The organism is Nostoc sp. LEGE 12447, assembly GCF_015206985.1.
Lineage (GTDB): Bacteria > Cyanobacteriota > Cyanobacteriia > Cyanobacteriales > Nostocaceae > Nostoc.
Window position 1 is genome coordinate 80,607 of sequence record NZ_JADEXT010000031.1, and the last position, 14,518, is coordinate 95,124.

The following is a 14,518-nucleotide window of genomic DNA, read 5'->3' on the forward strand; positions in this document are numbered from 1 at the left end:
CGGGACTGAGAAATAAATCTCAGTCCCGATTTTTGATGAGTCTAGTCAATACTAATTTCAAATTAGTAATTTTATTTCATCGTACTAATATTGATGTATTCAGCATGACAACCAAGCTTATTTTTAATTAATTTAAGAAGTTCTGCTTTATGTGGAAGCAACCATTCAGGATTGTTACTAGGGTACAAATATATATTGTAAGTGTAAGTATATACCTCCCAATCAATTTTGGAAACTGCTTTGCAATGGTAAAAGAAGTTAACTACTCTTGTTAGAGCTTTTATAGCCTTTTCACCTTCTGATGTAAATGATAAATCAAGATTTTTTGGATTAATCAATTTTGTTGTATTACACCGAAAATCAATTTCATTCTGGCCTTTACATCTATTGCAAGTAACACACAGAGTTTGTGAGTTTTCTTTAGATGTTTCACCACCCATAGAAAACGGTTTAATATGATCGATTTGTAATTTACCTTTGGTATTGACTCCACAACAGAGACAAGCATACCCGTCTCGTTTTTTAACTTCTTCTTTTTCTACTTCGTTTAGTTCTTTGACTCCTCTTTCTAGTGTAAGAATCACATGTGAAGTTGTTTCACCTTCAGGCTTAGGATTAATAATGTTTCTAATTGCTGCGTCAACGGCTGTTTCAAATCGAATCAAGCTTTTGTAAAAAACTTTCCACAATGTTTCTGGTTGAGAAAACTCCTTGCTTAAATATTCGTATTTTAAGCGAGATGGAAGATCAATTACTTTATAAGCAATTTTATCTAAGTCATACAGTTCTCTTTCCTCAAATGGATGGTATATAGGTACAGATTGATTTTGAGCAATGTGGCGAACGATCTTAATTAAATCTGAATCAAGCTTTTCACCAATATTGTCAGTTTTGCGTTCAAACCCGTCACTTATCCATTGTTGGACTTGAGACTGCATCCATTTATCATCAAGATATTCTTTAGACCATTCATCTAATAAGTTTGTAGAACGAATAAAGAGAATAAATGAATCAAATTTTGATTTTGTATGTTCATATACCATGACAAATTCAGTAAATGATTCCATTGATTCATGTTTATTGTCAACGTCAGCATACACAATTTCAGTTTTATACCAACCAATAGGGCATATTTTTGAGAATACTATTTGATAATCTCCACCACTCTCAATTGACTTTGATAATTCCTCAACTAGACGAATAGAAATATATTCAAATGGATGATATCCTTTTACACAGAGTTTTGGTTTATCTATAGTATCGCCATCTTTTGGGTTAGCCCAATCAACTAAACGTTTCCAGTCATCGAAGAATAGAACAACATTCGCCTCAGCACTACCTCCTACTTTTTCGCCCCGTAATGCTCTACCAATCATTTGAGTCATCAAGATAGAGCTTGTTGTTTGGCGAGTAATAAATACAGTCTGAACGCTAGGAACGTCAGCCCCTTCTGTTAACATTCTTACATTGATTAAAACATCAAGCTTACCATTCTTAAATTCATCCAGAATCCTTTGATTATCACTTTGAGTACGTTTGTTTCGTGCGTCAGCAGAGCCGGGATCGGCATCTATATGTGAATAAATTGCGTCTACTTTAATACCCTTTTCAAGAAGCTTATCTTTGATATAGACGCATTGAAACCAACGATCAGCAAAGATAATGGTTTTCCCATAAGTATCTTTATTTGATACATAAGTGTGTACAATAAAATTGTTTCTCTGTTTATCACTCGCAAGTTTTTCAATAATTGATTCTGGGAGGTCTTGATGTTGCTTAACTAGCCGATCGTATAATTTATCATCAACTTCTAATTCTTTTCCAGTTGCCACTTCAATATAGTTAGGTCTAGCCAAAACTCCTTGTGATATCAAACTTTCTTTTTTAGCTTCATAAATAATTTCATTCTCAAATATTTTCCAAAGCCAACCTCTCCTAGCTTTATCGTTATACGTCGGTGTAGCTGTTAGACCAAGCAGATTTAATTGTGGAAATAAACCTCGAAGTCCTAAAGCAGAATCTTTTTCACCAATTAATAAGTTTCTGCAACCATAGGCTGGTGAATGGTGAGCTTCATCAACTACTACAAAAAGTCCTGTTTCTCTACAACTATCAATAAATTTTCTGAAAGCTGTCTCAAAGTTTTTACCAGAGTTGTCTAGAGCATTAGTATGTAAATTATTGATGGCTGTTTGTATTGTCATTATGACAATATCATCAGTCAGTTGTATAGATGAGGCTTTGGCATGAGAAGGATTACTAGAAACGCACCGAATATTTAACGTTTTCTTCGGCTCTGGAATATCCCTAGCACTATTATAAAAGGTAGCGAATGCTTGATCCAACAGGTAAAATGAAGGAGCTAACCAAAGGATCTTAATATTTTTAGGGATTACATGGTCAGATAACCATCTGGTAGCCGTAAATGTCTTGCCAGCACCTGTAGGAAGTACTAAAATTCCACTACCCGGTTTTTCACTGCCAAATTTAAATGTTTTACTGAGAGCTTCAAATGCCTCAATTTGATGCTGGAAGGGTATTTTAGAGTGGTGGTTAGTAGATTGATCTCTTAATTGCTCAAGATTGATAGATTTGTAATTGATGGGTTCGTGCATTATAGTATTTTCCTAGTGATGTAGAGACTATTTGAACACTAGGTTAGTTTGCCCATAATGTATGCTTCAAACTCTCATGCCTTTAAATTTTTTTCTACCAAATCTGACTTAAATCTAAAACAAACCCAGGTAGCAATGCTTCACCATAAAGGGTTTTAGGGTTATCTAATATCTCAACCGCAATATTAAGACGATAAATAAAAACTCGGCGTTGTTTTCTATCAATTAACCAACCAAGCTGTGTGCCATTATCAATATATTCTTGCATCTTGTCTTGCAAAATTCGCAAGTTATCAGTTTCAGAACGCAATTCAATTACAAACTCAGGACAAATCGGTGCAAACTTTTTTCGCAGTTCTGCTGGTATCGCTTCCCAGCGATCGCGTTTTATCCACGCCGCATCTGGTGATCGCACTGCACCATTCGGCAAAGTAAATCCACCACTGGAACCAAACCCTACACCTGTACCATCTTGCTTTGTTCATACCCACAACTGCTAAATGCGTTCATCAGTTTCGGAACCAGTAGGGGGCATAATCACTAATTCTCCAGCAGCATTGCGTTTGATGCGAAAATCACGGTTTAGCTGACAAAACTCATAAAACTGATCTTCGGTTAGTGCGATCGCAGGTTGCAATTGCAAAACCATTGGTATAATTTCTGTGGCTACAGGTAAGTTGGTGGTCATAATTGCTTTGTGGCTACTTCACCTGCTTTAACTCTAATCTTTTCACAATCTACGGTGAAATGAAGATTAACTCATGAAGATTGGAATTATTGGCAGTGGAAACATGGGGCGCTCTCTAGGTATACTCTGGGCAGAGCAAGGGCATAAAGTATTTTTTGTCTCTCGTGATGCCGAAAAAGGAAAAGCAACGGCAGAGTTCGCAGGACGCGGAACGCAAGGTGGAACAAATGATCAGGCGGCGGCGTTTGCTGATGTAATTTTGTGGACGGTACGCAACATTATGCCAAAAGAGTTGCTTTGTGATCCTGAAGTTCTCGACAGTAAAATTATTATTGATTGTAATAATCAGGATATTCCTGAAGGATTTGCTTATCCACCAATAGTAGAATCTCTAGCTGAAAAGCTTGCTCAAGATGTACCTCAAGCGCGGGTGGTAAAAGCTTTTAATACGATGGCGCAGGAAGTCTTTGAATTAGCACCTGAACCACTAAAGCATTATGGAGTTTCTGTTTTTGTTGCAGGAGATGATGAACACGCCAGAAAAACAGTTATGGGGCTTGCTGAAGAAATCGGATTTTTAGCAGTAGATTCTGGTGTTTTACGTAATGCTCGATTGATAGAAGGCTTGGGAGATTTTATTCGCCTGATTATAGGTGGTCAAAAACAAGGTGTTTATGCAACTATCTCTGTCAATGTCTTACCTACAGCGTCAGGACAACGCTTAGGTGGACGGCAAGCTTCGAGTTTGAAGTAAGAAGTCAGATCATTGATTGAATACATTGCTGCAATCGACTTGCTTAATTTATTGCATCTCAGTACAGTAAAATCAAAAGCAGTTTCAAGGTCATAAAAATGACGACTCAAAAAAGGATTGCTGTGGTGACAGGCAGTAATCGAGGGCTAGGATATGCTATTTCCCGTCAATTATCCCAAATTGGCAACCGCGTAATTCTGACGAGTCGTAATGAAACAGATGGTCTTGCTGCTAAAGGCCAGCTTATCAATCAAGGGTTTGATGTTGACTATCACACCCTGGATGTCACCAATGATGCGAGTGTGCAACAGTTTACCGAGTGGCTGCGTGAAACTTACGGCAAAGTAGATATTCTGGTCAATAATGCAGGCGTAAATCCCACAACTAAGCCGGAAGAGTCCAGCTTACTGACTGTGCAACTGGAAACGATGCGATCAACCTTTGAAACTAATGTTCTAGCAGTACTCAGAATTTCTCAAGCATTAATTCCGTTGATGAAGGTGCAAAATTACGGCCGCATTGTCAATATCTCAACGGAAATGGCATCTCTAACATCAGTTCCCACTGACTACTACCCTTTAGCACCATCCTATCGGCTCTCGAAGGTGGGAGTAAATGGACTAACTGTGCTTCTCGCCAAGGAACTCCAAGGTACTAATATTCTCGTAAATGCTTATTCTCCAGGTTGGATGAAGACAGATATGGGGGGAGATGATGCGCCGTTCACGGCAGAAGAAGGAGCCGAAACTGCTGTCTATTTAGCAACACTTCCCGATGGAGGAGCGCAAGGACTGTTTTTTGCAGAGATGCGAAAGTTTGGTGGCCCCATTCAATTACAATGGTAGGTTAATATGGGAAATTCCGCAGGTTTACCGCCTATTTACGCAGATAAGCCGATTAAATTAGCACCTGCTAAAATTATTACCTCGTTCCCAGTTAATACTTTTTTGGAAAATCTAGCGATACCTGCGGCGGGCTACGCCTACGCACCAGATGGCACAATTTTTGTAAGCAATCATGAGGTCGGTAAGATTGTTCGCATTACCCCAAATGGCAATCAGCAAATTCATGCTACTGTTGAAGGCAAAGTAAGTGGTCTTGCTTTCACTACCAACGGCGATCTAGTAGCAACAGGCTGGAATGCTGATTCTATACCTGTGGTTTCTCTAGTTAATAGTGATGGCACGGTGGAAACGTTGCTGACACTGCCAGACGCAATGTTTCTCAATGGTATCACACCACTTTCCGACACTCAGTATTTGACAGCAGATTCCTATCGTGGTGCAATCTGGCTGATTGATGTTGCTCAACCCAGTGGATCAATTTGGCTAGAACATCCAATGCTTGCTCGTAGCAATTCGGAGAGCGTGTTTCCTGCTGCAAATGGCTTGAAGCGTTTTGGTGATTTCCTCTACGTTTCAAATACAGAAAGAATGTTGCTGTTGCGGATTCCCGTTGATAGCACAGATAAACCAGGTGAGCCGGAAATTTTTGTTGAGCAGACCAATATTGATGACTTTGCCTTTGATGTAGAAGGCAACCTTTATGGAGCAACGCACATTTACAACAGTGTGGTACGAATTGCACCCGATGGTAGTACTACTATTATTGCTCAAGCCGAGTCAGGTGTAATTGGTAGCACAGCAGTGGCTTTTGGTCAAAGTAAGGGTGATCGCACTGCGATTTATGTTGTAACGAATGGTGGAATGTTTTTACCTCCACCCACAGGTGTTGTTCCTGCTAATGTTGTTCGGCTTGAAGTTGGAAAACCTGGATATCCCTTGGGTTGAGAATGACCAAATTGGTGATTTTCAATTGAAAATCCCCAATTGAAAGAAAAATGTTTCAGAACAAGCAAATTTATACTTGCTCTGCAAAAATCAAGCTACGTAAAAAATCTAAAATCCAAAATTGATTGGCATAACGAATGGAGATGGAACAGGACGATCAATTTGTAACCGTGGTCATTACACAAGTTGTAAAGCCAGGATGCGAAAGTGCTTACGAGGCTTGGTTGAAAGAAATTACCAGGGTTTCCAGAACCTATATAGGTCATCTGGGAACAAATGTGATTCGTCCCCAACTTGGCGTGCGAAATGAATATGCGATCATCTTCCGGTTTGACGGTTATGAAAATTTAAAGGTGTGGATGACATCGCGCGATCGCGAATATTGGCTGAATCAAGGTAAGCATTTGGTGGAATCTGATCCTTATGTTCAACAAATCTGTGGATTAGAAGCTTGGTTTTCTCTTCCCGGTCAACCACTGAAAACTCCACCGCGCTACAAAATAGCATTGCTAACTTGGGGAGCCGTATATGTGTTAATTAATTTGTTGAGTACGTTTATAGTCCCCCTGCTTCGTGGTTTACCACCCTTGATTATTTCGTTGATCGTTACGATTACTATGGTTTTGCTATTGACATATATTGTCATGCCTAGAGTTAGCCGTTTGTTTAGCTTTTGGCTATATCCTAAATCACGAAAAGTTTAGCCATTTAAATTACTTTAACCAACAGCAAACTCGGTAAATTGTCGTTTAAAGGGTGAATGAAAAGCCAAAACGATGTCTTTTTTGGGTATACCTCGACTAATAAGTTCATTGGCAATACCTCCTTCTGTACCATCGTGTTGAATCCAAATTTTTTCGTTTTTAATATCTAAATGTAAAACACAGCCATATACACGGCGCTTATTTGACCACCCCGCATGAACAACTTGGTAGCGATCGCGTTCTCTATCAAAAATAACTTCTGCTTCGACTTCTTCGTTGCTGGCTTTGATTTCGCTATAAGCTAGCAGCAGTTCTTGAATAAGTTGACGGTACTGTTCTACTTTTGCCATTTTATGATCGCCTCCTCTTCTGGATCGAAAACAATCAACCGAACTTGGTAACGTTGGATTAATAAGCCTGGCAGTTCTAAAGTAAAAAAAGAACGATAGGTGTCTAAGGGAACTGCTAAATATAGAAGTCTCTCAGGTTGTTCTTCTTCAAGTGCTAATTGATATTTGAGATACTGTCCTAAAGCAGTACTAAATTCAGTTGTAGTAGATGGAGCAACAAAGCTTTTAACTTCAACCGCAATTTTTTCTTGATTTCGTTCAGCTGCTAAAACTTTCTCTGCACCAAGGTCGATGTACATATCCAAACCACCAAAACGCAGGAAAAGCGGGTCATTAGTGATGAGCCAGCCCTCTTTCTCCAAAGCGCGTTTTACTGCATCATGGAATATGTCTTTCGCCGCCATAGATTCCTAGAATTTTGATTTCGGTACTATAAAACTAGCTTACTCTTTACCAAACCTGACTTAAATCTAAAACAAACCCAGGTAGCAACGGTTCACCAGAAAGTGTCTTAGGATTATCTAATACCTCAACCGCTATATTAGGGCGATAAATAAAAACTCGGCGCTGTTTTCTATCAATTAACCAACCAAGTTGTGTCCCATTATCAATATACTCTTGCATCTTGTCTTGCAAAATTCGTAAGTTATCGCTCTCAGAACGCAATTCAATCACAAACTCAGGACAAATCGGTGCAAATTTTTTTCGCAGTTCTGCTGGTATAGCTTCCCAGCGATCGCGTTTTATCCACGCTGCATCTGGCGATCGCACTGCACCATTAGGCAAAGTAAATCCACCACTGGAACCAAACCCTACACCTGTACCATCTTGCTTTACCCAAATACCCAACTGAACAATAACGTCAAAGTTGCGTTCATCAGTTTCGGAACCAGTAGGGGGCATAATCACTAATTCTCCCACAGCATTGCGTTCGATGCGAAAATCACGGTTTAGCTGACAAAATTCGTAAAACTGATCTTCGGTTAGTGCGATCGCAGGTTGCAATTGCAAGACCATTGGTATAATTTCTGTGGCTATAGGTAAGTTAATGGTCATAATTCATATTTTGGGGCTTCACCTGTCTTTAGGATATATCTTGGCAAAATTTTAAGGGTGGTTTCGTAACCACCCCTTTATTGCCCTAATAATTTAGAATTTACTTGCAGTCCCCTTAATGGGAAGTTAATTTACTCAGAAATGTTAATCGAACTTTCAACTTTAGAAGTAGCCAATGTTGGTGCTGTAAAAATCCGGGAGTACAGATTTGATGGTTGTTGATGAGCAACGACTGGTAGAACTTGACGAGCATGAGCAGCTAATTCTATTGCCTTTACATCATAAGTCTGCGTTGCTAATTTCGGATAAAAACCAATACCGATGATTGGTAGCAACAAACAAGCGGTAATAAAGATTTCGCGGGGTTTGACATCAGATATTACCGCATCCAAGTGCAACTCTTGACTTTGATCGCCGTAGAACACTTGACGCAGCATCGACAGTAAATAAATTGGTGTCAAAATCACGCCAACTGCTGACAGCAGGACGACTACAATTTTGAAGCTGGAACTGTAAACATCACTGGTGGCGATACCCAGAAATACCATCAACTCACCCACAAAGCCACTCATTCCTGGTAAGGCGAGAGAAGCCATTGAACCAATGGTAAACAGAGCAAAGGTTTTGGGCATTACCTTGGCCATACCACCCATTTTATCCATCATCAAGGTGTGGGTGCGATCGTAAGTTACGCCAGACAGGAAGAACAAGCTAGCAGCAATCAATCCGTGGGAAACCATCTGTAGCACTGCACCGCTTATACCCAGTTCTGTGTAGGAGGCAATCCCAATCAGCACAAATCCCATGTGGGCAATTGAAGAGTAAGCCAAGCGGCGTTTGAGATTGGTTTGGGCAAAGGCACAACAAGCACCGTAGACAATATTTACTACACCCAAAATTGCTAACACTGGGGCAAAGGTTACATGGGCATTGGGCAATATTTCCACATTGAAGCGGATCAGAGCATAACCACCCATTTTTAACAACACACCAGCCAAAATCATCGAACCGGGTGCAGATGCTTCACCGTGGGCATCAGGTAGCCAAGTGTGTAAAGGGAAAATTGGTAACTTCACACCGAAGGCAATCAAGAAACCTGCATAAACCAACAATTCCAAGGTTTTAGGGTATTCTTTCATTCCCAGAGTCGCCATATCGAAGGTGACGTTATCTCCAGAGAATGCCATTGCAAAACCAGCAATCAAGATAAATATTGATGCGGCGGCTGTGTAAAGAATGAATTTGGTCGCCGCATAACGGCGATTTTGTCCTCCCCAGATGGAAATCAGCAGGTAAACCGGCACTAACTCGATTTCCCACATTAGGAAGAACAGCAGCAAGTCTTGGGCGACGAATACGCCAAGCTGGGCGCTGTACATCGCTAGCATCAAACCATAAAATAATCGCGGCTTGGTAGTTACTTTCCAAGCCGCGAATATTGCGAGAGTATTTATTAAGCCTGTTAGAAGCAGTAAGGGCATCGATAAACCATCAACCCCCACAGCCCAATGCAAACCTAATTGCGGTATCCAAGGATAGTTTTCTACAAGTTGGAGTCTTGAACTCTGAAAGTCGTATTTATACCAAAAGGCATAAATCATCAGTGCAAAGTCAGCGATCGCAACTCCCAGACCATACCAACGCACAGTTCTACCTTCTTTGTCTGGGATCAGGGGGATGGCTAAGGCAGCCACCAAGGGTAAGAGGATTATGGCTGTTAGCCAGGGAAATTCAATAGCATTCATCACTTCTGACAATCAATTTGGCTTCTCACTTTTGATTTCATTATATTAAGGAATCTATACTTTTGTAAACTATCTTGAACTCTAGAAGATTTAATCTTAACTATTTACAGGAATATATACTCATTGAATCTCAAATCATCAGGATAAATAAGAATAAATACTTATCGTATTTTGCCGCTTTCCATTCTAAATGTAAACTTTTGCAACGTCAACTAAAGCCACCGTTACAATACGGTTACATTTTCTAGTTAAATTTAATTGTCGGTTGACATAAAATATCGACGCAGCTACAGTGCCAAGTTGCAAAACCTAGGATTATAGCTGCGTCAGTATATTGATGAACAGGGTTGTGTAAACTATGTTGCGTGGAAAAAAGAGCAGCCCTAAGCAGTTGCAGATTGGTTTTCGAGGGGAAAAATCTGGCTTTTAAATATAATTGCAACAATTTCGAGCAACTGGCATTCTGGATAAACCTTTACAATGCGTTCACCATTTCGACAATTTTGGAGAGATACCCGATAGAGTCGATTCGTCCGCGAATTTTAGGGATTTCCAACTGGCTAGCTTTTTTGTGATTCTTCCAACGTCGGCTTTATTATATGTTTGGGGAAAGTTTCAGTTGAGCTGAAATAGCGTACTGAAGAACCATAATTTTGCTTAATTATTAGGACTTACGCACACTCTACTAATTCTTCTCTTCTCTCTGAGAAATTAAGCTTTTTGGCAATTTTTGCGTAAGTCCTAAATCTTAAATTGCTGAGTCCGTTATGAATACTGAATTTTTAATGTAATAATCCCAATCAATACAGCAAGACCTAACGCTCTACGAAAATAATTGACTCCTTGAAATAATTCCAGCCACGCCCAAGTAAACAAAGAGCCATTTGCTACCACGTCTAAAACTGTATTGATTTTACCACTTGTAAAAATTAGAGCGAGTAAAGTGGTTACTATCCAAACAATCAGTGGTAGGTTTGGCATCTGAGCTAAAACAATTTTGCCCTCGCTATCACGAAAGGTTTTATCAATTAATGTATTTTCCATTATTTAAAATTCCTACCTAGTTACAAATGATTAACTTACAGAAACTATTGCATGGTCTATTGAGAATAGGATTACATTGAGTTGTAAATACCTTAATCATATTAAATCATGTAGAGAAATCTTTTTCCAAGCATCTAATTGCTGAGATGATGACTATGTTAATAGACATAATCACACTAACAAGATATCTGTCGTAAGAATGAATGCAATTTGGAGCAGTGAAGATTATGGATGCTCACATCATGATTATTTGGAAGTACGAGATACCGCAGGTAATGGTGACGATAGAACAGATTACGGAGTCGTTAAACGTTTAATTCACGTGGCTAATAGCTTGTCGCTAGCGATCGCAAAATCAGATTAGTCAGAGATTTCGACCTTAGATAAAAACAAAGAAATTGCAAAGTAGGAGCAATGCATGAATTGCCCCTACTTGTCTAGTTAATTGACATGATAGCTGAATTTATGCTAGCTATTACAGCACGGCTTTTTTAGGTCTGAAGAACGCGGCGATTTCCGTTCAAAATGATACAGTACAGTATTTAAGTTTTATGCTATCGCTCAACAAATAACGTTCCGTGAAAGCTAGAAGTGATAGATTTCACGATCTGTTGGGCAATATTTAAGTGACTGGTGTGACTATCCTTTAAAGTATTAGTAATTATTTATGGCTTTCCCAATCAAAGAACGTCGTTGGCTATATATTTGTCTGAGTATTTTAAGCTTGTCTTTGGCAGTGACTATTACTCCTGTTAAGGCATCTGTGCAAGTATCAGCAAAATCTACTCTGAATGTCCCAGCATCTACTAACCAGATAGAACAGGGACGAAACCTCTACCGTTCAGGACGCTTTGCAGAAGCCGTGATGATTTGGCAAACGGCAGCACAAAATTACCATACTCAAGGCGATCGCCTTAACGAAGCCCTAAGCTTAAGTTACCTTTCACTGGCACAACAGGAACTTAACCAATGGAAAGCAGCCGAAGAGTCTATTGAGCAAAGCTTAAAACTCTTACAAACCTCTATTCCCTCTGCTGATGCGATTCTTTGGGCACAGGCACTCAATACCAAAGCAAATTTGCAATTGCACAATGGCAAAGCCGAAACTGCTCTCGAAAGTTGGCAACAAGCTCAAAAATATTATGATCTAGCAGGCGATAAAATGGGCAGCTTGGGTAGTCAAATTAACCAGGCACAAGCTTTACAAAGTTTGGGATTTTATCGCCGTTCTAAACAGCAGTTGGAAGAGCTAAATCAAAAGCTAGGAGCAATGCCAGATTCGGAAATTAAAGTTAGTGGGCTAAGATCGCTGGGTTTAGCTCTGTTGATGATTGGTGACTCTGGCAAGAGCCAACAGGTGTTAGAGCAAAGTTTAGCGATCGCTCGTAAAATTGAAACTACACCTCAGTTGAGTTCCATCCTACTAAGCTTAGGAAAAACCGCCGTAGACTTAAAAGATCCAAAGACGGCATTGGATTACTTTGAACAAGCAGAACAGGTAGCAACAAATCCAGGCGATCGCTTACAGGCACGTTTAGGGCATTTCAAACTTTTCCTCGACTATGACAAGCCTGAATTGGCTACCCCACTCGCGCCTCAATTACTAAAACAACTCACAGAGCTGCCCCCCAGTCATACCTCTCTTTACGCAGCTATTAATTTTGTTGCCTCACTGAATCGGCAGTCAACTTCTAGCCAAATCATACCGATGAAAGACTTGGCGCAACTCATGGCAGTCACAGTCAAGTCTGCACAGCAGCTCCAGGATGCTCAAGCAGAAGCTTACGCACTGCATCAGTGGGGAAAACTCTATCGTCGTACACAGCAGTTATCACAAGCGCAGGAGTTAACTCAGAAATCTCTCAACATTGCACGTCAACTCCAAGCTGAGGATATCATTGCTCAATCTGCTTGGCAAGTGGGACAGTTGTATAAAGAACAGGGCGATCGCCCAGAAGCAATTACTGCTTATACTGAAGCAGTCAAAGCTTTAAAGTCAATCAGGGGAGATTTAGTTTCAGTCAACCCCGATGTTCAGTTCTCCTTTCGTGAAAGTGTGGAGCCTGTTTACCGAGAACTTGTAGGTTTACTCCTAGATCAGCAACCCAGTCAAGCAGAACTAATGGAAGCTCGTGACTTGATTGAGGCACTCCAAGTTGCAGAACTCGATAACTTTTTCCGGGAAGCTTGCTTAGATATATCTCAGCAGATTGACCAAATTGATCCCAATGCAACCGTTGTTTATCCGATTATCTTGCCAGATCGCCTAGCGGTAATCCTTTCCAAAACCGGACAACCCTTGCGTTATTATGTGACACAAAAATCTATTGCCGACATCGAACAAACTCTAGAAAAATTATTAGTTGCCCTAAATCCTGTCTCCAACTCCAAAGAGCGCGATCGCTTGTCCCAAGAAATTTATAGTTGGTTAATTCGTCCTGCCGAAATGGATCAAGCTTTTAAAGATACCCAAACACTAGTATTTGTTTTGGATGGTCGATTACGTAATATTCCCATATCAGCTTTGTATGACGGAAAGCAATATCTGATCGAAAAGTATGCTGTTGCCCTTTCACCGGGAATGCAATTAATGAGTGCGCGATCGCTCCAAGGAAATCAGATTAATGCGATCGTCGGCGGTATCAGCCAATCTCGTAATGGTTTCAGTGCTTTGCCTGCTGTAGAATTAGAAGTTAAGCAAATCTCGAAGGCAGTCCGATCTTCGATGTTGCTCAACCAGCAATTCACTAGTCAAGCCCTTGCCAGTCGCGTCAAATCTAGTAGCGCCGATATTGTCCATCTGGCAACCCACGGACAATTTAGCTCCCGCCTTGAAGATACCTTCCTACTGACTTGGGATGGAGAAGTCAACGTTAAGGAATTGTCAGAACTTCTCAAAAATCGGGGCGGTGAATCATCGAAAGCAATTGAGTTGCTAGTACTGAGTGCCTGCGATACGGCAGCAGGTGATGATCGCGCCGTTCTTGGACTAGCAGGCTTGGCTGTAAAATCTGGTGCCCGCTCAACCATAGCCACTCTCTGGCCCGTCAAAGATAAAGTAGCCGAGATGCTGATGACGCGCTTTTATGAGCAATTGCGACAGCCCAAAATTACCAAAGCCTAAGCACTGCGACAAGCCCAAATCAACTTAATCCGTCAAACTGATTTCCACGATCCTTTCTTTTGGTCTGCCTTTGTCTTGGTTGGTAACTGGCTGTAAAGAAGGTAGCAGGAAGGAGATTTAGTGAGGGATTTAAACCGCAAGCTTCGCTGTACTTTCTGCATTTATTTTGGGCTAAGTAACTTTACTGAGTCAAATTTTAGTAATTTGTACAAACTTTGACGGTATAAAAGTTAGGTTTCGTTTATGTTTTTAATAGGTATTGAAACCTTTAAATTTCAGCCGAAAAGATTTATCCAGCTTTCTCCCACAATCAGAATCAATGTATTTAGTATTACTTTTCTCAAATGAGGTACTACATCATGAAACGTCGATATTTAGCTAGTGCATTAAGCGTCATCGCTCTATTCACCAGTACTACATTGAATAGTGCCAATGCTGTTACATTTACCCCACCAATCAACAATGGCGCTCCCAACCAAGCAACCGGAGGAGCTTCCCGTGGTAATTTCTTTATCCCTGCTTCTAGGGACTTCCAGAAAATAAACTATTCCATCACCAATAATGATAATCATTTTAGAGGGGAATGAAGGGGCTGCCGTCGGCAGCCCCTTCATTCCCCTTTTGTAGTAATTTAAATAATGACGCTTG

Annotated in this window: 13 protein-coding genes and 2 pseudogenes; 8 read left to right on the top strand and 7 right to left on the bottom strand. The window is 40.3% G+C overall.

Features of this window, described 5'->3' with window-relative positions:
* Positions 1–71: 71 nt before the first annotated feature.
* A complete protein-coding gene (locus IQ274_RS25700; RefSeq protein ID WP_228058365.1) occupies positions 72–2,615 on the bottom strand; it encodes a DEAD/DEAH box helicase family protein in 2,544 nt (847 codons plus the stop codon).
* A gap of 94 nt (positions 2,616–2,709) precedes the next feature.
* A pseudogene (locus tag IQ274_RS25705) lies at positions 2,710–3,303 on the bottom strand (Uma2 family endonuclease).
* A gap of 73 nt (positions 3,304–3,376) precedes the next feature.
* Between IQ274_RS25705 and IQ274_RS25710 the strand changes: the two are divergent.
* The 4 genes from IQ274_RS25710 (at position 3,377) to IQ274_RS25725 (ending at position 6,551) form a co-directional block, all read left to right on the top strand.
* Positions 3,377–4,057 carry an NADPH-dependent F420 reductase gene (locus tag IQ274_RS25710; protein WP_194143871.1) on the top strand — a complete coding sequence of 227 codons (681 nt, stop codon included), beginning with the start codon at positions 3,377–3,379 and terminating at the stop codon, positions 4,055–4,057.
* 98 nt (positions 4,058–4,155) lie between these two features.
* On the top strand, positions 4,156–4,902 hold the full coding sequence (locus IQ274_RS25715) for an SDR family oxidoreductase (protein ID WP_194143872.1): 747 nt from the start codon (positions 4,156–4,158) through the stop codon (positions 4,900–4,902).
* A gap of 6 nt (positions 4,903–4,908) precedes the next feature.
* Entirely contained in the window at positions 4,909–5,847 is a 939-nt protein-coding gene (locus tag IQ274_RS25720) for an SMP-30/gluconolactonase/LRE family protein (protein ID WP_194143873.1), read from the top strand.
* A 143-nt stretch (positions 5,848–5,990) separates the two neighbouring features.
* On the top strand, positions 5,991–6,551 hold the full coding sequence (locus tag IQ274_RS25725) for an antibiotic biosynthesis monooxygenase (RefSeq protein ID WP_041565145.1): 561 nt from the start codon (positions 5,991–5,993) through the stop codon (positions 6,549–6,551).
* Positions 6,552–6,565: 14 nt separating this feature from the next.
* Here the strand turns inward: IQ274_RS25725 and IQ274_RS25730 are convergent, their stop codons facing one another.
* From IQ274_RS25730 to IQ274_RS25745, 4 genes are all read right to left on the bottom strand, one after another.
* Positions 6,566–6,901, bottom strand: coding sequence for a XisI protein (locus tag IQ274_RS25730; RefSeq protein WP_190913376.1), 336 nt, complete (start codon positions 6,899–6,901; stop codon positions 6,566–6,568).
* The gene (locus tag IQ274_RS25735) at positions 6,889–7,305 is read right to left on the bottom strand and encodes a XisH family protein (RefSeq protein ID WP_100899418.1); all 417 of its coding nucleotides are present in this window, start codon (positions 7,303–7,305) and stop codon (positions 6,889–6,891) included. The genes IQ274_RS25730 and IQ274_RS25735 overlap by 13 nt, the downstream gene beginning before the upstream one ends.
* A gap of 46 nt (positions 7,306–7,351) precedes the next feature.
* A complete protein-coding gene (locus tag IQ274_RS25740) occupies positions 7,352–7,957 on the bottom strand; it encodes a Uma2 family endonuclease (RefSeq protein WP_194143874.1) in 606 nt (201 codons plus the stop codon).
* A gap of 131 nt (positions 7,958–8,088) precedes the next feature.
* Positions 8,089–9,702, bottom strand: a complete 1,614-nt coding sequence (locus IQ274_RS25745; RefSeq protein ID WP_194143875.1) for an NAD(P)H-quinone oxidoreductase subunit 4 — start codon at positions 9,700–9,702, stop codon at positions 8,089–8,091.
* 365 nt (positions 9,703–10,067) lie between these two features.
* On the opposite strand from IQ274_RS25745, the gene IQ274_RS38090 reads away from it, so the two are divergent.
* The gene (locus IQ274_RS38090) at positions 10,068–10,277 is read left to right on the top strand and encodes a DUF547 domain-containing protein (RefSeq protein ID WP_202985788.1); all 210 of its coding nucleotides are present in this window, start codon (positions 10,068–10,070) and stop codon (positions 10,275–10,277) included.
* A 190-nt stretch (positions 10,278–10,467) separates the two neighbouring features.
* Here the strand turns inward: IQ274_RS38090 and IQ274_RS25755 are convergent, their stop codons facing one another.
* On the bottom strand, positions 10,468–10,746 hold the full coding sequence (locus IQ274_RS25755; RefSeq protein ID WP_194143876.1) for a hypothetical protein: 279 nt from the start codon (positions 10,744–10,746) through the stop codon (positions 10,468–10,470).
* Positions 10,747–10,945: 199 nt separating this feature from the next.
* Between IQ274_RS25755 and IQ274_RS25760 the strand changes: the two genes are divergently transcribed.
* The 3 genes and pseudogenes from IQ274_RS25760 to IQ274_RS25770 all read left to right on the top strand — a co-directional run bounded on the left by IQ274_RS25760 (position 10,946) and on the right by IQ274_RS25770 (position 14,457).
* Positions 10,946–11,110 carry a hypothetical protein gene (locus IQ274_RS25760; protein ID WP_194143877.1) on the top strand — a complete coding sequence of 55 codons (165 nt, stop codon included), beginning with the start codon at positions 10,946–10,948 and terminating at the stop codon, positions 11,108–11,110.
* A 303-nt stretch (positions 11,111–11,413) separates the two neighbouring features.
* A pseudogene (locus IQ274_RS25765) lies at positions 11,414–13,966 on the top strand (CHAT domain-containing protein).
* Positions 13,967–14,229: 263 nt separating this feature from the next.
* Positions 14,230–14,457, top strand: coding sequence for a hypothetical protein (locus tag IQ274_RS25770; protein ID WP_194143879.1), 228 nt, complete (start codon positions 14,230–14,232; stop codon positions 14,455–14,457).
* Positions 14,458–14,518: the final 61 nt, after the last annotated feature.